Origin of the sequence: Kluyvera georgiana ATCC 51603, assembly GCF_001654985.1 — a bacterium.
Classification (GTDB): domain Bacteria; phylum Pseudomonadota; class Gammaproteobacteria; order Enterobacterales; family Enterobacteriaceae; genus Kluyvera; species Kluyvera georgiana.
Genome location: NZ_LXEU01000032.1, coordinates 1 through 20500 on the forward strand (window position 1 = coordinate 1; position 20500 = coordinate 20500).

The window sequence follows — 20500 nt, forward strand, 5'->3', positions numbered from 1 at the left end:
ATGCGGTTAAGAATTACTTCTTAATGCGGATAACCGGAGTCTCACCCACGGTAACGCTACCGGAAAGCTTGGTCAGCTCTTTGATCTCGTCCATGTTGGAGATAACAACCGGAGTCAGGGTAGACTTGGCTTTCTCTTCCAGCAGCGGCAGATCGAACTCGATAACCGTGTCGCCAACTTTCACACGCTGGCCTTCTTCCGCGATACGTTTGAAACCTTCGCCTTTCAGTTCAACGGTATCAATACCGAAGTGAACGAACAGCTCGATGCCGCTATCGGATTCGATAGAGAAAGCGTGGTTGGTTTCAAAGATTTTACCGATGGTGCCGTCAACCGGCGCAACCATTTTGTTGCCGGTCGGTTTGATAGCAATGCCATCACCAACGATTTTCTCAGCAAACACTACATCCGGTACGTCTTCGATGTTGACGATTTCACCAGAGAGCGGTGCAATGATCTCAATGGTTCCGGCGTCTTTTTTATCATCAGAAACCAGAGATTTCAGTTTATCGAACAAACCCATGATCTTCTCCTAAGCAGTAATTTGGGCCGCGTCTCGTGGATTAGCAGATTGTTTTTTCTTCAATGAACTTGTTAACCAACGCCAGTAACTCTTCTGTTGTTGGTTGCGCAAGTGCTTGCTCTGCTAATACCTTCGCATCTTCGAAGTTCGTGTTACGGATAATCTTCTTAATGCGCGGGATAGAAATGGCGCTCATAGAGAATTCGTCCAGACCCATCCCCAGCAACAGAAGTGTAGCACGTTCGTCGCCTGCAAGCTCACCACACATGCCAGTCCATTTGCCTTCAGCATGAGAAGCATCAATAACTTGCTTGATCAAGGTGAGGACAGACGGTGACATTGGCTGGTAAAGATGTGAAATCATATCATTACCACGGTCAACTGCCAGAGTATACTGCGTTAAATCATTGGTGCCGATACTAAAGAAATCAACTTCTTTGGCTAAATGACGCGCAATGGTCGCCGCTGCCGGTGTTTCCACCATCACGCCGATTTCGATTGACTCGTCAAATGCTTTACCTTCGTCACGCAGTTCCTGTTTGTAGATCTCGATCTCTTTCTTCAGTGCGCGCACTTCTTCAACGGAGATGATCATCGGGAACATGATGCGAAGCTTACCGAAAGCGGAAGCACGCAGGATAGCACGCACCTGGTCGCGCAGGATCTCTTTACGATCCATCGCGATACGCACGGCACGCCAGCCCAGGAACGGGTTCTCTTCTTTCGGGAAGTTCATGTACGGCAGTTCTTTATCGCCGCCGATGTCCATGGTACGAACGATGACCGCCTGAGAGCCACAGGCTTCAGCAACGGCTTTGTACGCAGCAAACTGCTCTTCCTCAGTTGGCAGCGCGTCACGGTCCATGAACAGGAATTCGGTACGGTACAGGCCAACACCTTCTGCGCCATTACGCTCAGCGCCGTCGATGTCACGCACGGTACCGATGTTGGCACAAACTTCAACCTGGTGGCCATCAAGGGTGATTGCCGGCAGATCTTTCAGTTTTGCCAGTTCGGCTTTCTCAGAAGCAACCTGCTCCTGAACGGCACGAAGCTTGTCAATTTCTTCGTTCGTTGGGTTGACGTAAACCACGTTGTTTACGGCATCCAGAATCAGATAGTCGCCATTTTTCACCTGAGTGGTGACGCTACCGGTACCCACGATCGCTGGCAGTTCCAGGGAACGCGCCATGATGGAAGTGTGGGAAGTACGGCCACCGACGTCAGTGATGAAACCCAGCACCTTTTTCAGGTTCAGCTGTGCGGTTTCTGACGGCGTCAGGTCGGCGGCAACCAGGATAACTTCGTCCTGAATCGCGCTCAGGTCAATAATCGCCAGACCCAGGATGTTGCGCAGCAGGCGCTTACCGATATCACGTACGTCAGCCGCACGTTCTTTCAGGTATTCATCATCCAGTTCTTCCAGGGCAGTCGCCTGACCTTCGATAACTTCATGCGCAGCTGCATCAGCCGTCATGTTCTTATCTTTAATCAGGGCTATGATTTCCTGCTCCAGCTCCTCATCTTCGAGCAGCATGATATGCCCTTCGAAGATGGCTTCTTTTTCTTCACCGAAAGTTTCGCCAGCTTTAGTTTTGATAGCTTCGAGCTGCGCGGACGCTTTGGCGCGACCGCTCAGAAAACGTTCAACTTCCTGCTCAACCTTATCGGCAGAAATTTTCTTCCGGTCGATGACAATTTCATCTTCTTTCAGCAGCAATGCTTTACCGAAAGCGATACCCGGGGATGCTAAAATGCCTGAAATCATAACCCTACCTTACTTGTGACTGATATTTAAAAGAACTCGTTGAACTTACTCGAGTTCAGCCATCAGTTTAACCAGATGCTCAACTGCTTTCTGCTCGTCTTCACCTTCTGCGGACAGGGTGACAACGGTACCCTGAGTCAGACCCAGAGTTTGCAGCTTGAACAGGCTTTTCGCGCTAGCGCTTTTGCCGTTGGAAGTCACAGTGATCTCAGAAGTGAAGCCTTTTGCTTCTTTAACAAACTGAGCAGCAGGGCGGGTATGCAGACCGTTCGGAGCGGTAATGGTAACTTCTTGCTGGAACATTATATTTCCCCAACTTATAGGTTTAGTGTTGTGGAACTAAAGTCTAGCCTGGTGGCTACACTTTAGCCTGTATTACTCAATTCAAGCGACGTTCACAAATCAGCACTACCATCGGCGACAAACCTTCCGACGCAGACGCTTCTGGCCTTTGACGTTTCGCTTATCATTAAACATTATGCCGCGAAAGCAGGATTTGAACCAAATCATAAAATCGATTCAGCACAGGAAAACCTGTAATGAATAATTTCGCGGCTCAAAATAAATATGATGGTTAAATACCAGACCTACGGAGGTGAAGCAATGCCAGGGGGGGTAAAAGTTTGACCTGCACCACAAAAAAGCACCCGAAAGGGTGCTTTTTTACACAATTTTAACGCGCTGGCATTACTGTTGCAGTTCTTTCTCAGTGAAGAGATCTGCGAACAGCGCCGTGCTCAAATAGCGTTCACCCGAAGATGGTAGGATAACCACAATATTCTTGTTGGTAAAGGTTTCATCTTCCTGGAGTTTCAGCGCTGCGGCAACCGCTGCACCGGAAGAGATCCCGGCCAGAATACCTTCTTCTTCCATCAGGCGACGCGCGGTGGAGATGGCTTCTTCATTCGTAATCGCGACGACTTTATCGATCAGCTTCAGATCGAGGTTGCCCGGGATGAAACCAGCGCCGATCCCCTGGATCTTATGCGGGCCTGGCTTCAGCTCTTCACCGGCCAGCGCCTGAGCGATAACCGGGGAGTCGGTAGGTTCAACGGCGACGGAGATCAGATCCGTTTTGCCTTTTGTGCCTTTAATATAGCGAGACACGCCGGTCAGCGTACCGCCGGTGCCCACGCCTGCAATGAAAACGTCAACCTGTCCGTCGGTATCTTCCCAGATTTCCGGGCCGGTGGTTTTTTCGTGAATTTCCGGGTTAGCCGGGTTGCTGAACTGTTGCAGCAGCAGATATTTTTCCGGGTTACTGGCGACGATTTCTTCCGCTTTCTGAATCGCGCCTTTCATCCCTTTCGCGCCTTCAGTCAGTACCAGGTTCGCGCCCAGCGCTTTCAGCAGCTTACGGCGTTCGATACTCATGGTTTCCGGCATGGTCAGCGTCAGCTTGTAACCGCGTGCCGCGGCGACGTAGGCCAGAGCGATACCGGTGTTGCCGCTGGTTGGTTCAACCAGTTCTACGCCTGGTTTCAGCACGCCACGTTTTTCGGCATCCCAAATCATATTGGCACCGATACGGCATTTGACGCTAAAGCTCGGGTTACGTGATTCAACCTTCGCCAGGATGCGCCCGTTACCGATGCGGTTCAGTCGTACCAGCGGCGTATGACCGATAGTCAGGGAGTTATCTTCAAAAATCTTACTCATGGCCTGTCCTTAACTGTATGAAATTTGGGGTACTGGACCAGCATACCTGCTTAAAGATTCTGCGGAAGTAAGGATTTCGCATATCTATATACTGAAGGGAAATAATGGCAAGCGGGATGGAATAAGACAAGGTATAAGCCCCATCCATGTGGATGAGGCATCATATGCGTTAGCCCTGAGCCGCGGAGATCGGCGCTGGCGAGGTGCGGCCATAGCGTCCTTTACCGAGCACCTGAATGCCGATAAGCGTAATCACCCAGGCAATTACGCCCATCACCAGGTAGGTTTTGGCGAAGCCGTAGCGATCGTAGAGCATTCCGGCAATGGGGTTGATGAGCGCAATCCCTAAGTAGTTAAAGCAGCCGAGCACCATATAAACGGTACCGGTTAAGCGCTTATCGAAGTAGAGGGAGAGGTATTTAAAGATGGATACCAGCAGCAGCGCCATTTCCAGACCGTAGAAGGGTTTAATAATGGCAATCATCCACGCGTGGGTCGCCAGTGCGGAAACAATCAGCCGCAGTCCAATCACAAAACCCGCTAACAAGAGACCGTTGCGCGCGCCGACTTTATTAATCAGCCAGGGAATAGAAAACATAAGAATGAATTCGACGGCGGATTGAACTGAACCCATATAACCGAGCATCGCGTTACCCTGTTTATGGTCGGCAAAGAAGCTGACAAAATAACGCGGGAACTGCTGTTCGGCGCTCTGCATCATCCAGATAATTCCGCCGTAAAAGAGCATCAGGATCCAGAAACCACTTTGGGTAAAGAGCATTTTAACGTCAGTTTTATTGACCGGCGCTTTTTGACCGGCGTTCACCGCCTGCCAGTCGATACCTTCGCCCTGCGTTTTTAGCATGCCGAGCAGCATAAGCAGCACTACGCAGGCCAGCGATGTGACGCAGAAATTGTAGCTCGGCGACAGGTTAAACAGCTGCCCGGCAAACAGCGACGCTACCGCCCAGCCCATCGAACCCCACATTCGCACGCGGCCAAACTCAAAAGACCAGGCGCGGCTGTAGCGGTCGGCGTAGGATTCAAATACCAGCACCCCCGCCAGATACGCGAAGGAAAGATACAGCGCGCCAACCAGCATACCGGCAATCAGATTAAAACCGAGCAGCGGTTGATAGACCCAGATGAAAAAGGGAGCCGCCAGCACCGAAGCAAGGGTCACGATGACCAGCAGGTGTTTGCCGAGGCCGAGTTTATCCATGATATAGCCGCAAACGGGCTTCATCGCCAGCGCAAACAGGGCGTTGATTGACAGGACAAAGCCAATCTTTTCACTGTTCAGGCCGACGTTATCGGCCAGCCAGATTGCCAGAAAGGACCAACTGGTGGACCATGCAAAATAGAAAACAAACAGACAGAGGCTTATTCTGATATAAGCCTGCTTATTTATCGTGCTGACCATATAATTCCACTCCATCGCGAAATGATGGCGCTACGTTAGCCCGAATAAGCGTCGCTGACTTTTATCTGATTGCCACCCTTCGGCCAGCCTGTCGTTTTTATCCTCAGAAGCTGTGTTGGCTCTCACAGAATGAAAATGACGCTTTTTCAAGCGCTGTCTGAGGACAATAAAACTCAACTTTCAGCCGTGATTTTTAAATTATTTCCCTTTAAAAATAAGGTGTTTGACAAGCTAATCGCCGGCGGTTTAATTTCGCTACTCTGACGATAGCTCAGGAAATGGCCATGCAAACTTTGCATCAATCCCGCGTATTCAATCGCCCCGGCGATCGTGTTTGCGTGCAATATTGGTTGCCAGGCATCGCTTACCCCGAGCACGATCACGATTATCACGAAATACTCTTTTTGCTCTCCGGGACGATGACCCATATCGTCAACGGCTACCCCTGGTTTATGCGCGCGGGCTCTTTTATGGCGCTGCGCGCTGACGATCGTCACGCTTTTACTGAAATGCGGGAAACCTGCGCCATTAACCTGTTGCATGTTCCGCTGGGAGAATTGAACTGGTTTAAAAGTCGTACTGCGCTGCTGTTTGAGGAACCAGAGCCACAGTTATGGTATATGGCGGTCCCCGAGTGGCTGAAGGTCGTGGGGGAGATTAACGCATTTGCCTGCACTGAGATGGGGGAGTGCAACGAGAGTGAGATGCTGCGTAGCGCGCAGCAGGAAACTTTTCTGCTGCGGCTGCTGAGCCAGTTGCCGGGTTATCGCCAGAAAACGAATGCGAAACTCAGCGTGGAGGAACGGTTATGCCTTGCGCTGTCATGGATAGAGTGTCACTGGCAGTCCAGAGTAGAGTGGACGACGCTGGCGGAACGTTTTTCACTGACGTTACGCACCTTTCAGCGCCGTTTTAAACAGCGAACCGGGATGACGCCGCAGCAGTATTTAATCGCCCTACGGCTGCGTCACGCAAGATTTTTAATGCAGCAAGACGTTCTCTCGCTGCGGGATATTGCCGAGTACTGTCACTTCTACGATGCCAGTCACCTGAGCAACTGCCTGAAACAGCAGGCGCTTACTTCCACATCGCGTGTTTATCGCGATAGCAGTCGACCCACATTGCCGTCGCGCCGCAGATAGCTACCGGGATGATCACCAGGTTAAGCACCGGAATTAAGGTGAACAGGCTGGTCAGCGCGCCAAACTGCATGTTGGTGACCTTACGCGTGCGCAGCGCTTCACGCATGGTTTTAAACGGCACCTTATGGTTATCGAACGGGTAGTCACAGTACTGAATCGCCAGCATCCACGCGCTGAACAGGAACCACAGCACCGGTGCGACCGTCTGACCAATGCCCGGAATGAAATAGAGCAATAGCAGCACAACGGCGCGCGGCAGATACCACGCCAGCTTCTGCCATTCACGTTTCATGATGCGCGGCAGGTCTTTCATAATACCGACAATACCGGTATCCGGCGGAGTTGCGCCGGTTAAGCGCGCTTCCAGCTGCTCGGCCAGCAGGCCATTAAACGGTGCGGCTATCCAGTTGGCGATAGTAGAAAAGAAGTAGCCGAAGATCAGCAAAATCGAAATCACGATAACCGGCCAAAGCAGATAGCTCAGCCACTGCAGCCAGTCGGGAATACGCCCCATCAGCGAGGGGATCCAGCTCTCCAGCTTGCTGAACAGCCACCAGAAGGCGCCGCCCATCAGCACAATATTGACCAACAGCGGTAAGATGACGAATCGGCGAATGCCCGGCAAGCCGATCAGTTTCCAGCCCTGAGAGAAATAGTAAACGCCGCTACGTGCGGCAGGGGTGGACGATGAAACCATGGTCAGATGAAGCTCCTTTGTCTGACTACATTAAAAGACGACACTATATTAGCGAGTTGTTGGACAATGACCAGTTAAGAAATGTTCGAAAAACAAGCAAAAAGTACGATTTAATTCATCTTTATGCGGTGAATGTCATGTGTACACTTGCACTTGACGTGATGGGCAAATACTCTTAGTGAGTAAATGTTTGCCGTGGTGGCAAGGTGTTAGAACAACAGAGAATATAATGATGCAGGATTTGCGTCTGATATTAATCATTGTTGGCGCGATCGCCATACTCGCTTTACTGGTTCATGGTTTCTGGACGAGCCGTAAAGAACGTTCCTCGATGTTCCGCGATCGCCCAATCAAGCGTATGAAGTCTCGTGATGCCGACGATGAGTCGGAAGATGACTTTGATGACAATGTTGAAGGCGTGGGTGAAGTTCGTGTCCACAAGGTCAATCACGCCCCTGGGGTTGCCGGGGAGCATGAAGCACCTCGTCACGCGCCCCAACACCAGTACCAGCCGCCTTACGAGCGTCAGGCGCCTCAGCCTGCGCGCGTGCAGGAGCCGGTACAGCAGCCGCCCGTGCAACAGCCGCATCAGCCTGCTCAGCACGCGCCGGTTCCACCGCCGCAGCCTGTGCAGCCGCAACAGCCTGTGCGCCCTCCGGTTGTTGAACAGCCGCAGCACGCGCCGGTACAGCAACCGCAGCCGGTTGCTCAGCAGCCCGTTGCCCCACAGCCCGCTCAGCCGGTAGAAGCGCCAGCGCCGCAGCCGGTACAGCAGCCTGAGCCGGTCGCTCAGCCCGCGCCGGAACCTGCTCAACCGGTCAAGCCAGAGCGTAAAGAGACGGTGATCGTGATGAACGTATCCGCTCACCAGGGCTCGCACATTAACGGTGAGTTGTTGCTCAACAGCATTCAACAGGCCGGATTTAAGTTTGGCGACATGAACATCTTCCACCGCCACCTTAGCCCGGATGGAAGCGGCCCGGCATTGTTTAGCCTGGCAAACATGCTCAAACCCGGTACCTTTGATCCGGACAACATGAGCGATATGCAGACCCCTGGCGTGACGATTTTCATGCAGGTGCCGGGCTACGGTGACGAGCTGCAAAACTTCAAGTTGATGCTCCAGTCGGCGCAGTACATTGCCGATGAAGTGGGCGGCGTGGTACTCGACGATCAGCGTCGTATGATGACCCCGCAAAAGCTGCGCGAGTATCAGGATCGTATTCGCGAAGTGAAAGACGCCAACGCCTGATAAGGTTCGTGCGTTTTCAATCCTTCCTGAACCCCCGCCTGTCGGGGGTTTTTTATCATTGATGGTGTGATATGCAACCAATAGAACAACGACTGAATGAACTGCGAGCGACGCTTCGCCATCATGAATACCTGTATCACGTGCTGGATGCGCCGGAACTGCCCGACGCCGAGTACGACCGCCTGATGCGCGAGCTGCGCGAGCTGGAGGCGCAGCACCCTGAGTTAGTTACCGCTGACTCACCGACCCAGCGCGTCGGGGCAGGGCCGCTGGCGGCCTTTAGTCAGATTCGCCACGAAGTGCCGATGCTGTCGCTGGATAACGTTTTTGACGAAGAGAGTTTCCTGGCGTTTAACAAGCGCGTTCAGGACCGCCTGAACAGCAGCGATAAGCTGACCTGGTGCTGTGAGCTGAAGCTTGATGGCCTGGCGGTGAGCATTCTCTATGAAAATGGCGTGCTGGTCAGCGCGGCGACGCGCGGCGACGGCACCACCGGTGAGGATATTACCGCCAACGTGCGTACTATCCGCGCCATTCCGCTGAAGCTACACGGTGACAACATCCCGGCACGTCTGGAAGTGCGTGGTGAAGTCTTCCTGCCCCAGGCCGGGTTTGAAAAGATTAACGCAGAGGCGCGCCGTACCGGTAGCAAAGTGTTCGCCAACCCGCGCAACGCTGCCGCCGGTTCGTTGCGCCAGCTGGACCCGCGCATCACGGCGAAGCGACCGCTGACTTTCTTCTGCTACGGTGTGGGCGTACTGGAAGGCGGCGTGCTGCCGGATACCCATCTGGGGCGTTTGCTGCAGTTTAAAGCGTGGGGCCTGCCGGTCAGCGACCGCGTGACGCTGTGCGACTCGCCGGAGGAAGTACTCGCTTACTATCATAAGGTTGCAGAAGATCGTCCGACGCTGGGTTTTGATATTGATGGCGTGGTGATTAAGGTCAACTCGCTGGCGCAGCAGGAACAGCTTGGCTTTGTCGCCCGTGCTCCGCGCTGGGCGGTGGCGTTCAAATTCCCGGCCCAGGAGCAGATGACCTTCGTGCGCGACGTCGAATTCCAGGTGGGGCGCACCGGGGCGATTACGCCAGTGGCGCGTCTGGAGCCGGTTCAGGTGGCGGGAGTGTTGGTCAGCAACGCAACGCTGCACAACGCCGATGAAATTGAGCGTCTGGGGCTGCGCATTGGCGATAAAGTGGTAATTCGTCGCGCCGGTGATGTGATCCCGCAGGTCGTCAACGTGGTGCTTTCTGAGCGTCCTGCCGAAACGCAGGAGATTGTTTTCCCGACCCATTGCCCGGTATGTAACTCCGACGTTGAACGCGTTGAAGGGGAAGCCGTGGCCCGCTGTACCGGCGGTTTGATCTGCGGCGCGCAGCGGAAAGAGGCGCTCAAGCATTTCGTCTCCCGACGCGCGCTCGACGTTGACGGCATGGGCGATAAAATCATCGACCAGCTGGTGGAGAAAGAGTACGTCCACACCCCTGCGGACCTTTTCACGTTGACGGCTGGTAAGCTTACCGGGCTGGATCGCATGGGGCCGAAATCGGCACAGAATGTGGTTAACGCGCTGGAAAAAGCCAAACAAACGACCTTCGCCCGTTTCCTCTATGGCTTAGGTATTCGCGAAGTGGGTGAGGCGACGGCCGCTGGGCTGGCTGGCTACTTTGGCACAATGGAGGCGCTGGAAGCCGCATCCATTGAAGAGCTACAGAAGGTGCCGGATGTTGGTGTCGTGGTCGCTAACCACGTGTTTAACTTTTTTGCCGAAGCCAGCAACCGCGAAGTTATTCAGCAACTGTTAAAAGAAGGCGTCAACTGGCCTGCTCCGGTGGTGATCAATGCTGAAGAGATAGACAGCCCGTTCGCCGGTAAAACGGTGGTGCTGACCGGCAGCCTGAGCCAGATGTCCCGTGATGATGCCAAAGCGCGGCTGGTGGAACTCGGGGCTAAAGTCGCGGGCAGCGTATCGAAGAAAACCGACCTGGTGATTGCCGGTGAAGCGGCGGGCTCTAAGCTTGCCAAAGCGCAGGAACTGGGCATTGCGGTGATTGATGAAGCCGAAATGCTGCGGCTGCTGGGAGTCTAAGGTGGATAAAGCGCAGCTGATTGAGATTGCTAATACCGAGATGCCATTTGGCAAGTATAAAGGCCGACGTTTAATCGACGTTCCGGAAGAGTATCTGCTGTGGTTCGCCCGTAAGGATCAGTTTCCGGCGGGCCATCTTGGTGAACTGATGCAGCTCACGCTGCTGATTAAAACCGAGGGGTTGAGCCAGCTGGTACAACCCCTCAAGCGCTAACCTTAGACGCGGGCCTGCTCTTTGGCCTGCAGTTTTTCCGTCTGCGCTTTATAGCGGCGCGCCAGCACCGCACAGGTCATCAGCTGAATCTGGTGGAAGATCATCAGCGGCAGCACCATCATTCCCAGCACCGACGTCGGGAAGAGAATATTGGCCATCGGGATACCGTTGGCCAGACTCTTTTTCGAACCGCAGAAGACAATCGTAATTTCGTCCGCTTTATTGAAGCCCATCCGCCGGGCGACCACGGTGTTAATCAGGATCACCAGCGCCAGCAGCACGATGCTCACGACCACAATAAACAGCAGTGAACCCACGCCCACTTTATGCCAGATACCGTTCACGACCGCTTCGCTGAAAGCGGAGTAGACCACCAGCAAAATGGAGGTCTGGTCGGTTTTGGCGATCCATTTCTTATGTTTTGTCACGAAGGCGGCGGTCCACGGGCGTGACAGGTGGCCGAGGACAAACGGCAGCAGCAGTTGCAGCATGATTTTGCCGACCTGCTCCAGGCTGCCGCCTGCGCCGTGGACGTTCATCACCAGGCCAACCAACAGCGGCGAGAGGAAGATCCCCAGCAGGCTGGAAGCCGAAGCAGAACATACTGCAGCGGCGACGTTACCGCCCGCCAGCGAGGTAAAGGCGATTGCCGACTGCACGGTGGCAGGCAGAATGCACAGGTACAGGAAGCCCGCGTAGAGCTGCGGGTCGACGTTAATGGGCGCCCACCAGGCAAACAGCACGCCCAGCACCGGAAAGACCACAAAGGTGCTGCACATCACCCACAGATGCAGACGCCAGTGGCTGCCGCCGGCGATAATCGACTCACGCGACAATTTGGCGCCGTGCATAAAGAACAGCAGCGCGATGGCGGCGGTGGTCAGATTTTCGAAAAACGGCACAAAATCGCCGCGCGCCGGGAAGAAGGTGGCGAGCAGGACAACGGCGATAAGGGTTAGCGTAAACGGGTCTAAAACGCGAAAAAGTTTCATAAAGACTCCTGAAGATCGATGCAGACATTTTGCTTTTTTATTTTTGAGAAATAAAATTGATTTATTGCATCCATTGATGAAAAAAACAGATGAATTACTCGCTGCGTCAGTTAAAGGTGTTTGTTACGGTTGCCCGGGCCAAAAGCTTCAGCCGAGCCGGGGAGATCATTGGCCTCAGCCAGTCGGCGGTGAGTCATAGCGTTAAGGAGCTGGAACATCAGACCGGCGTGCGTTTGCTCGACCGCACCACGCGTGAGGTGGTGCTGACCGAGGCCGGGCAGCAGCTGGCGCAGCGGCTTGAACGCCAGCTGGATGAGTTGCACAGTACGCTTCGTGAAGCCGGGCGGATTGGCCAACAGCTCAGTGGGACAGTGCGCGTAGCGGCAAGCCAGACCATATCTGCACACCTCATTCCGCAGTGTATTGCCGAGAGCAATCTGCGCTATCCCGAGATTCGCTTTGTGCTGCACGACCGCCCTCAACAGTGGGTACTGGAAAGTATTCGTCAGGGGGACGTGGATTTTGGCATTGTTATCGATCCTGGCGTAGTCGGGGATTTGCAGTGTGAAACGGTACTGTCGGAGCCTTTTTTTCTACTTTGTCGACGCGATCATCCATTTGCGGATTTGCCGTACGTCAGCTGGCAGGCGCTACAGGCGGCAAAGCTGGTGCTTCAGGACTACGCGTCAGGGAGCCGAATGCTGATTGATGCGGCGCTGCGCCTGCACGATATTGAGGCGGATATCGTGCAGGAGATTGGGCACCCGGCGACGTTGTTTCCGATGGTGACGGCGGGCATCGGGATTAGCATTATTCCGGCGCTGGCATTGCCGCTTCCGGAGGGCAGCCCGCTGGTGGTGAAAAGGCTGGCGCCTGGCGTTGAGCGCCAGTTAATGCTGGTACGGCGGAAAAACCGTTCGCTTTCCACCGCCGCGCAGGCGTTGTGGGATGTGGTACGCGAGCAGAGCCAGCGCCTGACGGATGAACGCCAGCAGGATCCGTTGTATCAGACGTAGATGTCGATCTGGTGCTCGTCGCTGGGCTTGTTGACATTGGCGATAGCAGTCACAGAGGCTTCTTGTTTTTCCTGCGCTTTTTCCGCTTGTTGGTTCTGCAACTGGGCCAACTGAGCTTCGAGCATGGTAATTTGCTCCTGAATCATTTCGGCCTGTTTCTGTTTTTCCTCCGCGCTGCCGCTGCCATCAGCGATTTCTTTCAGCTGTTGGGTCAGTTTGACAATTTGTTGGGTAATGCGCGCCATTTGCGAGGCCGTATCGTTACCGCTCGGCGCGGCGGTGCTGGTGGTGGTTTTCAGGGCTGGAATAGAGGTAGAGCTGATAACGGTCATGGTGTACGCCTTATGCGGGTAAATATAAGGAGTATCGGCAGAATGCGGCTGGACTTGAATGGCTGAGGGCGGGGGGCGAATCGTCCAGATTGCAGATAGCAAAAAGGCGCCTTTAGGGCGCTTTTTTACATTGGTGGGTCGTGCAGGATGACTCGCTTCGCTCGCCCTTCGGGCCGTCGCCGTAAACGGCTCCGTTGTCTCACTGCGTTCGACACCGAACCTGCCGCAGGTTCGAATCTTCCATATCGCAGATAGCAAAAAAGCGCCTTTAGGGCGCTTTTTTACATTGGTGGGTCGTGCAGGATTCGAACCTGCGACCAATTGATTAAAAGTCAACTGCTCTACCAACTGAGCTAACGACCCGAAGTGGTGGGTGATGACGGGATCGAACCGCCGACCCCCTCCTTGTAAGGGAGGTGCTCTCCCAGCTGAGCTAATCACCCACTTCGGTACTTCATTTTGTTGTAAGAAATCCAGCTGGCGAGAAAGTGGTGGGTGATGACGGGATCGAACCGCCGACCCCCTCCTTGTAAGGGAGGTGCTCTCCCAGCTGAGCTAATCACCCACTTCTCAATTTCTTACTCTACACGGCAGAGACTACATAAAGTAGTTGGTGGGTGATGACGGGTTCGAACCGCCGACCCCCTCCTTGTAAGGGAGGTGCTCTCCCAGCTGAGCTAATCACCCCCGCTGTGTGGAGCCGCATTATAGGGAGAGTTGAAAATGAGTCAACGCCTTTTCTAAAGAATTTGTTCGTTCGTCGTAAAAATAAACAAAGCGATCGCAAAACACGCTATGTTGTATGAATTATATGCAAAATCAGCAAAGCATGCGCTTGCGGTGGGAACAACCGAGTGGGAGTGCTAGAATATTGCCCACTTGTATTTCCGGGATTTGCCGGATGTCGGCATCTTTATAAACGTAAGGCCATTTCATGAAAATCAAAACTCGCTTCGCGCCTAGCCCGACTGGCTATCTGCACGTCGGCGGCGCTCGTACTGCTCTTTATTCCTGGCTTTTTGCACGTCATCACGACGGTGAGTTTGTGCTGCGTATTGAAGACACCGATCTTGAGCGCTCAACGCCAGAAGCCATTGAAGCCATCATGGATGGGATGAACTGGCTGAATCTGGAGTGGGATGAAGGTCCGTACTATCAGACCAAGCGTTTCGATCGCTACAACGCGGTGATTGATGAAATGCTGGAAGCGGGCACGGCGTATAAATGTTATTGCTCCAAAGAGCGTCTGGATGCGCTGCGCGAAGAGCAGATGGCCAACGGTGAAAAACCGCGTTACGACGGCCGTTGCCGCCATGGTCACGAACATCACGCTGCCGATGAGCCATGCGTGGTGCGTTTTGCTAACCCGCAGGACGGTTCCGTTATTTTTGACGACCAGATCCGTGGTCCGATCGAATTCAGCAACCAGGAGCTGGACGATCTGATCATCCGTCGCACCGACGGTTCCCCGACTTACAACTTCTGCGTGGTGGTCGATGACTGGGATATGGAAATTACCCACGTGATCCGCGGTGAAGACCATATCAACAACACGCCGCGTCAGATCAACATCCTGAAAGCGCTGAACGCGCCGGTGCCGGTTTACGCCCACGTGTCGATGATCAACGGCGACGACGGCAAAAAGCTGTCCAAGCGTCACGGCGCGGTCAGCGTGATGCAGTATCGTGACGACGGCTACCTGCCGGAAGCGCTGCTGAACTACCTGGTGCGTCTGGGCTGGTCCCACGGCGATCAGGAGATCTTCACCCGTGAAGAGATGATCGAGTTCTTCTCCCTGAATGCGGTCAGCAAATCTGCCAGCGCGTTCAATACTGATAAACTGCTGTGGCTGAATCATCACTACATCAACACGCTGGCGCCGGAATACGTGGCGACGCACCTGCAGTGGCACATTGAGCAGGAAAATATCGACACCCGCGTTGGGCCGCAGCTGTGCGAGCTGGTGAAGCTGCTGGGCGAGCGCTGCAAAACCCTGAAAGAGATGGCGCAGAGCTGCCGCTACTTCTACGAAGATTTTGCCGAGTTCGACGCCGATGCGGCGAAGAAACACCTGCGTCCGGTTGCGCGTCAGCCGCTGGAAGTGGTGCGCGATAAAATTGCCGCCATCACCGAGTGGACGGCGGAAAACGTTCACCACGCGATTCAGGCAACTGCCGATGAGCTGGAAGTGGGCATGGGGAAAGTGGGTATGCCGCTGCGCGTTGCGGTGACCGGGGCAGGGCAGTCGCCTGCGCTGGACGTTACCGTGCACGCGATTGGTAAATCCCGCAGTATTGAGCGCATCAACAAGGCGCTGGGCTTTATCGCCGAGCGTGAAAGCCAGCAGTAATTCGCCTTTGGGCAAGAAAAAAGCGGGGAAACCCGCTTTTTTTTACGTCTCGTCGTGGCTCAGCCCTAGCCGGGAAAGAAATCCGCAAATACCTTCACGCGCCAGCAAGAGGTGCAGGCGCTGCTGTTCCAGCGGCGTCATGTTCTGCAGGACGTCGGTAATTTGTCGCCACACCACCTCAGATTCATTCGTTGTATAGCTACGAGGCGGTTCTCCAAGCTGGCTTTGCATGGTATGGCTTCGCAGCGCCGGGGTATTGGCGAGGTAATCCAGCACCTCGGGCGTGATAAAAATCAGGCGTGCGCGACCCCCTTTAATACCCGGCATGGGTTCTGTGTGCCAGCCTTGCTCGCGAATCCAGCGGTTAACGGTTTGTCGGGTTATCCCTAAGCGCTCGGCGAGCTCTTCGGTCGACATTTTGGCAGGAAGTGTTTTCATCTCTCGCGTTTAACCACGGATTCCTAAACGTTGCAATAAACCGCTAATTCCTTCCCGGAGTAGCAGCGAGGTCAACTGCTTTTGCTCTGTTTCGGTCATTTCATCAACCAGCGTCAGCAGCAGCGTATGGAAGGGGTTATCGGAAATATAGGGAGCAGGGGGCTCTGAAGCGCGCTGCGCGCTGTGGATAAACTCCACGACTTCATCGTTGACGTGGACGACTCTGGCTTTCCCCCCCTGAACGCCGGGGCGAGGAGAGGTCTTCCAGCCTTCTTTACGCACCCATTTGTTAATGGTCTGGCGGCTATAGCCTGTCAGGTGGGCGATTTCCTCCGGCGTCATTCGTTCCTTGAGCATACTATTTCCTGAGTTGCTGTGTGGGAATTACAGGTTCATGTTATAGCATCGTTTTAGTGGAAAACGTGACATGCATAACTCCTGTTTGCGAGCAGGCGCGTAAACTGGCGCGTTTGTCTGCTTTTTCAGCGATTAGATGCCGTTAGCGAATTTTGCCGTTGACACTGTGCGAGGGAATTCATATTATGCCGCCCGTCAACTCGACAGCTTTACGTTGGGGCTATAGCTCAGCTGGGAGAGCGCTTGCATGGCATGCAAGAGGTCAGCGGTTCGATCCCGCTTAGCTCCACCAAATCCTGCTCCCATCAGGTTTTGGAACGTAAAGGCACTGTGGGGCTATAGCTCAGCTGGGAGAGCGCTTGCATGGCATGCAAGAGGTCAGCGGTTCGATCCCGCTTAGCTCCACCAAAATTTGAAACCCTCGCCTGAAGGCGGGGGTTTTTTTTATCCTTGTCGTGTACAAAAATACAGCGATTTACCTTCAAAAGTCCGGTGTAGATCAGGATTTTATCGCTTAAACTTGCGCCAACAAATTCGCGACCATAATATTCAAAGAGTCAAATTACGTACGATAAAGGATATCGGCTGATACGCATGACGGTGATAAGGACTAACCCACTCAGGAAATTCTGCCTGGCTCTTATATTGAGCCTGGTGGCTATTCCATTATCCAGATATATCTCTCCTACTGCTTTTTATGATGGGCATTCTGTATATCTGGCCTGGCTACCGCTTGGCGTAATGATTGCATTGATTATGCTTTTTGGCCGTCATGCTATTGCCCCGTTAGCGATTGGTTTTACCGTCACTAACTATTGGCAATTGCATTTGTCGCCCTTTTATTCATTAACGTTGCTATTCTGTCAGTTGGCCGCAGTATGCATCTCCTGCGTTATTCTACGCTATACGCTAGGTCATCGGTGGCGACACGGTGTTCCTATAAAAAACATTGGCTTAAGTGTTTTTTGGTTGGGCTTTGTTACCCCAATCATGGGCAAGGTTTTGATGTATGTTACCGGTGAGATAATTGACATTCCGGAGTTAATGTACAGTTATTTTAATATAACATCCGTTATTTATTCTATTGTTGATATACAGGGGCTGGTTTGTGCATCACTGATATTTACTCGTCTTTTTTATTACCCCTTCAGGATGTGCTTGAACCCACGTTATGCCAGGGCATTCTGGTATCGTAATATTGCTTGTTACACCAATCTTAGAAATAAGATATTTATTACCTGTTGGTTTATTAGCCTGATAGGTATGATGATATTTTTGTGTGCGCCGTTTGGCGATTATTATTTTGCGGGTTATCTGGTTCCGGCTATATTTATCTTTTTCTCTTTTGGCATCAGCCAGTTGGCTTACCCGCTGGTCGTCATGACCTGGACGGTTTCCGCCTTCCTGCTGGTGATGTACAACAAAAATTTCCTTCATGGCATACAAACCCAGTATTCGCTGGCTTTTATTCTGTCGTCGCTGATCTCCTTCACGGTGTGCCTGCTTTACCTGCTTCAGGTCTACCATCGCAGCCAGCGGCTGCAGGCAAAGTGGCAGGCGCAGGCCATGCAGGACCCGATAACTGGCTTACCGAACCTGCGTGCGCTGGAGGAGTATATGATGACGCCGCGCGCTGGCGCGATCAGCCTGTGTTGTCTGCACATTGGTAACCTCGACTTCCTCAGTCGTCACTATGGCATGATGATGCGTATGCATTGCAAACGCAGCGTCACGCATATCCTACAGCCGATGCTGTTCAGTGAAGAAAAGTTGTTCCATCTGCCGGGTAATGAACTGCTGCTGGTGCTGAACGGTCCGGATACCGAGGCCCGGCTGAAGCATCTGATTAATTTTCTGAGCAATAAAGAGATTCACTGGAACAATGCGGTTCTGAACCTGGAATACGCGATCTCCTGGGCGCCGGTGAGCCCGCGGGATAAAAATATGCACCATATGCTGGGGCAACTGAGCTGGTTAGTGGAGCAGGCCGATGAAGGGAATCAAATCCTCAAGCTGGATAACGGCCACGTTGACGCTTTCGACCAAAGCAGCGAACAGGTTGTGCTGTTGAATCGGGTTAAAAACGCGCTGGACTGGGGCGGTTTTGTGCTTTACGCCCAGTCGATCAGAAAGCCTTCCGGCGAAGGTTACTACGAGATACTGAGCCGCCTCGTTGACGCTGACGGTATGGTGACGCCGGATAAATTTATCCCGGTTCTTGCGCAGTTCAACCTTAGCAAGCGCTTTGACATGCAGGTACTGGAGTATCTGTTCAGCTCGCTGGATGAGCTTCCCGATGAGAATTTCTCGGTGAATCTGATGCCGTACACCTTGATGCAAAAGGGGAGCGCAGCCGAGATTATCGCGCTGTTCCGCCGTTATCACGTCGATGTTAAACGCATTATTATCGAGATTACCGAAGAGCAGGCTTTTTCCAACTCTGATGTCAGCGTTGCCAATATCCAGCAGTTGCGTCAGTTTGGCTGCCTGATTGCGATTGATGACTTCGGTACCGGCTACGCGAACTACGAGCGCCTGAAGCGACTGGAAGCTGACATTATCAAGATAGATGGCTGCTTCGTACGTGATGTTTTAAACAACCCGATGGATGCGATGATTATTCGCTCTATCTGCGAAATGGCGAAGCTGCGGAATTTGTCCGTGGTGGCAGAATATGTCGAGACGGAAGAACAGCAACAGCTGCTGGAACGCCTTGGCGTGCACTATATGCAGGGCTACCTGATCGATAAACCGCGTCCGCTCTGGCAGCTTGAGAACAAAAAAAAGGACCTGTAACAACGTTACAGGTCCTGATGTTAGCGACGGTGAATTACAGAACCAGCGCGGCGATAGACGCAGACAGCACGCTCACCAGCGTAGAACCGTAAACCAGCTTCAGACCGAAGCGAGAAACCACGTTGCCCTGTTCTTCGTTCAGACCTTTAATCGCACCGGCGATGATGCCGATGGAAGAGAAGTTGGCGAAGGAGACCAGGAACACGGAGATGATGCCGACCGCGCGCGGAGAGAGCTCTGCGGCGATTTTCTGCAGGTCCATCATGGCGACGAATTCATTGGAAACCAGTTTGGTTGCCATGATGCTGCCCACCTGCAGGGATTCACTTGCCGGTACACCCATGATCCATGCAACCGGATAGAAGATGTAGCCCAGAATGCCCTGGAAGGAGATGCTGTAGCCAAACCAGCCGGTCACGGTGGCGAACAGGGCGTTCAGCGCGGCGATCAGGGCGATAAAGCCGATCAGCATCGCAGCAACGATAATTGCCACTTTGAAACCTGCCAGAATGTATTCACCCAGCATTTCGAAGAAGCTTTGACCTTCGTGCAGGTTAGACATCTGAATGTTTTCTTCGCTGGCATCAACGCGGTACGGGTTGATCAGCGACAGAACGATAAAGGTGCTGAACATGTTCAGTACCAGCGCCGCGACAACGTACTTCGGCTCCAGCATGGTCATGTAGGCGCCAACGATAGACATCGACACGGTAGACATCGCCGTCGCCGCCATGGTGTACATGCGGTTACGGGACATTTTACCAAGGATGTCTTTATAGGCGATGAAGTTTTCAGACTGACCCAGAATCAGGGAGCTGACGGCGTTGAAAGACTCCAGTTTGCCCATGCCGTTGATTTTCGACAGCACGGTACCAATCGCGCGGATCACGATAGGCAGTACGCGAATGTGCTGCAGGATACCGATCAACGCAGAAATGAAGACGATAGGGCACAGGACTTTCAGGAAGAAGAAGGCCAGACCTTTATCGTTCATGCTACCGAAGACAAAGTTGGTCCCTTCATTAGCAAAGCCGAGAAGTTTTTCGAACATCTCGGAGAAGCCTCTGACAAAACCCAGACCGATATCGGAGTTCAGGAAGAACCAGGCCAACAGCACTTCAATAACCAGAAGCTGAATAACGTAACGAATGCGGATCTGTTTGCGGTTCGAACTGACCAGCAGGGCCAGAACAGCTACCACAACGAGCGCGAGAATAAAATGCAAGACGCGGTCCATATTTGCTCCAAACATGAGACGGGTTAAATTTTCGTGCACATTCTATGTAACATGATTAAATAAAACGAGATCTGTCTCTCACTATATTCAGAAGCTGTGAGCAAACTCAAAATTAGTGATCAAACATACATTTTTGTTATGTTGAGTAAATGTATGAAAAGTTTCCGTGTTGTACTACTCTCTTCTTAAGCGTATACCAAACCTTCCCAACCTCCAG

The 20500-nt window shown here is 53.0% G+C and carries 18 protein-coding genes, 6 tRNA genes and 1 other RNA gene; 9 read left to right on the top strand and 16 right to left on the bottom strand.

Going from position 1 to position 20500, the window contains the following annotated elements; all coding sequences use genetic code 11:
- Nucleotides 1-13: 13 nt before the first annotated feature.
- The 5 genes from crr to M989_RS07015 form a co-directional block, all read right to left on the bottom strand.
- The gene (crr, locus tag M989_RS06995; RefSeq protein WP_064543696.1) at nt 14-523 is read right to left on the bottom strand and encodes a PTS glucose transporter subunit IIA; all 510 of its coding nucleotides are present in this window, start codon (nt 521-523) and stop codon (nt 14-16) included.
- Nucleotides 524-563: 40 nt separating this feature from the next.
- The gene (gene ptsI, locus M989_RS07000; protein WP_064543698.1) at nt 564-2291 is read right to left on the bottom strand and encodes a phosphoenolpyruvate-protein phosphotransferase PtsI; all 1728 of its coding nucleotides are present in this window, start codon (nt 2289-2291) and stop codon (nt 564-566) included.
- A gap of 45 nt (nt 2292-2336) precedes the next feature.
- Nucleotides 2337-2594, bottom strand: a complete 258-nt coding sequence (ptsH, locus tag M989_RS07005) for a phosphocarrier protein Hpr (protein WP_002913505.1) — start codon at nt 2592-2594, stop codon at nt 2337-2339.
- 384 nt (nt 2595-2978) lie between these two features.
- Nucleotides 2979-3950, bottom strand: coding sequence for a cysteine synthase A (cysK, locus tag M989_RS07010; protein WP_064543699.1), 972 nt, complete (start codon nt 3948-3950; stop codon nt 2979-2981).
- Nucleotides 3951-4119: 169 nt separating this feature from the next.
- Nucleotides 4120-5373: an oligosaccharide MFS transporter gene (locus M989_RS07015; RefSeq protein WP_167351048.1), complete on the bottom strand. Its 1254-nt coding sequence runs from the start codon at nt 5371-5373 to the stop codon at nt 4120-4122.
- A 284-nt stretch (nt 5374-5657) separates the two neighbouring features.
- Between M989_RS07015 and M989_RS07020 the strand changes: the two genes are divergently transcribed.
- Nucleotides 5658-6515 (top strand): helix-turn-helix domain-containing protein, encoded by an 858-nt coding sequence (locus M989_RS07020; RefSeq protein WP_074398750.1) that lies wholly within the window; start codon nt 5658-5660, stop codon nt 6513-6515.
- Here the strand turns inward: M989_RS07020 and cysZ are convergent.
- Nucleotides 6451-7212 (bottom strand): sulfate transporter CysZ, encoded by a 762-nt coding sequence (cysZ, locus tag M989_RS07025; RefSeq protein WP_064543706.1) that lies wholly within the window; start codon nt 7210-7212, stop codon nt 6451-6453. The genes M989_RS07020 and cysZ overlap by 65 nt on opposite strands.
- Before the next feature lie 229 nt (nt 7213-7441).
- On the opposite strand from cysZ, the gene zipA reads away from it, so the two are divergent.
- The 3 genes from zipA (at nt 7442) to M989_RS07045 (ending at nt 10765) form a co-directional block, all read left to right on the top strand.
- On the top strand, nt 7442-8464 hold the full coding sequence (gene zipA / locus M989_RS07035) for a cell division protein ZipA (protein ID WP_064543710.1): 1023 nt from the start codon (nt 7442-7444) through the stop codon (nt 8462-8464).
- A 71-nt stretch (nt 8465-8535) separates the two neighbouring features.
- The gene (gene ligA / locus M989_RS07040; protein ID WP_064543712.1) at nt 8536-10551 is read left to right on the top strand and encodes an NAD-dependent DNA ligase LigA; all 2016 of its coding nucleotides are present in this window, start codon (nt 8536-8538) and stop codon (nt 10549-10551) included.
- Between the two features lies 1 nt (nt 10552).
- Complete coding sequence (locus M989_RS07045; protein ID WP_035896906.1) at nt 10553-10765, top strand: DUF3820 family protein; 213 nt, start codon at nt 10553-10555, stop codon at nt 10763-10765.
- Between the two features lie 2 nt (nt 10766-10767).
- Here the strand turns inward: M989_RS07045 and M989_RS07050 are convergent, their stop codons facing one another.
- A complete protein-coding gene (locus tag M989_RS07050; RefSeq protein ID WP_064543715.1) occupies nt 10768-11757 on the bottom strand; it encodes a bile acid:sodium symporter family protein in 990 nt (329 codons plus the stop codon).
- 89 nt (nt 11758-11846) lie between these two features.
- On the opposite strand from M989_RS07050, the gene M989_RS07055 reads away from it, so the two are divergent.
- Nucleotides 11847-12773 (top strand): LysR family transcriptional regulator, encoded by a 927-nt coding sequence (locus M989_RS07055; RefSeq protein WP_064543717.1) that lies wholly within the window; start codon nt 11847-11849, stop codon nt 12771-12773.
- On the opposite strand, the gene M989_RS07060 is transcribed toward M989_RS07055, so the two are convergent.
- From M989_RS07060 to M989_RS07085, 6 genes are all read right to left on the bottom strand, one after another.
- Nucleotides 12764-13105, bottom strand: coding sequence for a FlxA-like family protein (locus M989_RS07060; protein WP_064543719.1), 342 nt, complete (start codon nt 13103-13105; stop codon nt 12764-12766). The two genes, M989_RS07055 and M989_RS07060, sit on opposite strands and share 10 nt — an antisense overlap.
- 131 nt (nt 13106-13236) lie before the next feature.
- A non-coding RNA gene (locus M989_RS07065) (RtT sRNA) lies at nt 13237-13363 on the bottom strand.
- 29 nt (nt 13364-13392) lie between these two features.
- Nucleotides 13393-13468: transfer RNA gene (locus tag M989_RS07070), tRNA-Lys, on the bottom strand.
- 4 nt (nt 13469-13472) lie between these two features.
- A tRNA-Val gene (locus M989_RS07075) sits at nt 13473-13548 on the bottom strand.
- A 46-nt stretch (nt 13549-13594) separates the two neighbouring features.
- Nucleotides 13595-13670: transfer RNA gene (locus tag M989_RS07080), tRNA-Val, on the bottom strand.
- A gap of 46 nt (nt 13671-13716) precedes the next feature.
- Nucleotides 13717-13792 (bottom strand) — tRNA-Val (locus M989_RS07085).
- Nucleotides 13793-14039: 247 nt separating this feature from the next.
- On the opposite strand from M989_RS07085, the gene gltX reads away from it, so the two are divergent.
- Nucleotides 14040-15455 carry a glutamate--tRNA ligase gene (gene gltX / locus M989_RS07090; RefSeq protein ID WP_064543721.1) on the top strand — a complete coding sequence of 472 codons (1416 nt, stop codon included), beginning with the start codon at nt 14040-14042 and terminating at the stop codon, nt 15453-15455.
- Between the two features lie 42 nt (nt 15456-15497).
- Here gltX and M989_RS07095 read toward each other — a convergent pair whose 3' ends face one another.
- Both M989_RS07095 and M989_RS07100 read right to left on the bottom strand, forming a co-directional pair.
- A complete protein-coding gene (locus tag M989_RS07095) occupies nt 15498-15893 on the bottom strand; it encodes a YfeC-like transcriptional regulator (protein ID WP_064543722.1) in 396 nt (131 codons plus the stop codon).
- 9 nt (nt 15894-15902) lie between these two features.
- On the bottom strand, nt 15903-16250 hold the full coding sequence (locus tag M989_RS07100) for a YfeC-like transcriptional regulator (RefSeq protein WP_064543724.1): 348 nt from the start codon (nt 16248-16250) through the stop codon (nt 15903-15905).
- 216 nt (nt 16251-16466) lie between these two features.
- On the opposite strand from M989_RS07100, the gene M989_RS07105 reads away from it, so the two are divergent.
- The 3 genes from M989_RS07105 to M989_RS07115 all read left to right on the top strand — a co-directional run bounded on the left by M989_RS07105 (nt 16467) and on the right by M989_RS07115 (nt 19046).
- A tRNA-Ala gene (locus M989_RS07105) sits at nt 16467-16542 on the top strand.
- 40 nt (nt 16543-16582) lie between these two features.
- Nucleotides 16583-16658: transfer RNA gene (locus M989_RS07110), tRNA-Ala, on the top strand.
- A 186-nt stretch (nt 16659-16844) separates the two neighbouring features.
- Nucleotides 16845-19046, top strand: a complete 2202-nt coding sequence (locus M989_RS07115) for a sensor domain-containing phosphodiesterase (protein ID WP_064543726.1) — start codon at nt 16845-16847, stop codon at nt 19044-19046.
- 34 nt (nt 19047-19080) lie between these two features.
- Here the strand turns inward: M989_RS07115 and nupC are convergent, their stop codons facing one another.
- Complete coding sequence (gene nupC / locus M989_RS07120; protein WP_064543727.1) at nt 19081-20283, bottom strand: nucleoside permease NupC; 1203 nt, start codon at nt 20281-20283, stop codon at nt 19081-19083.
- Nucleotides 20284-20500 lie beyond the last annotated feature (217 nt).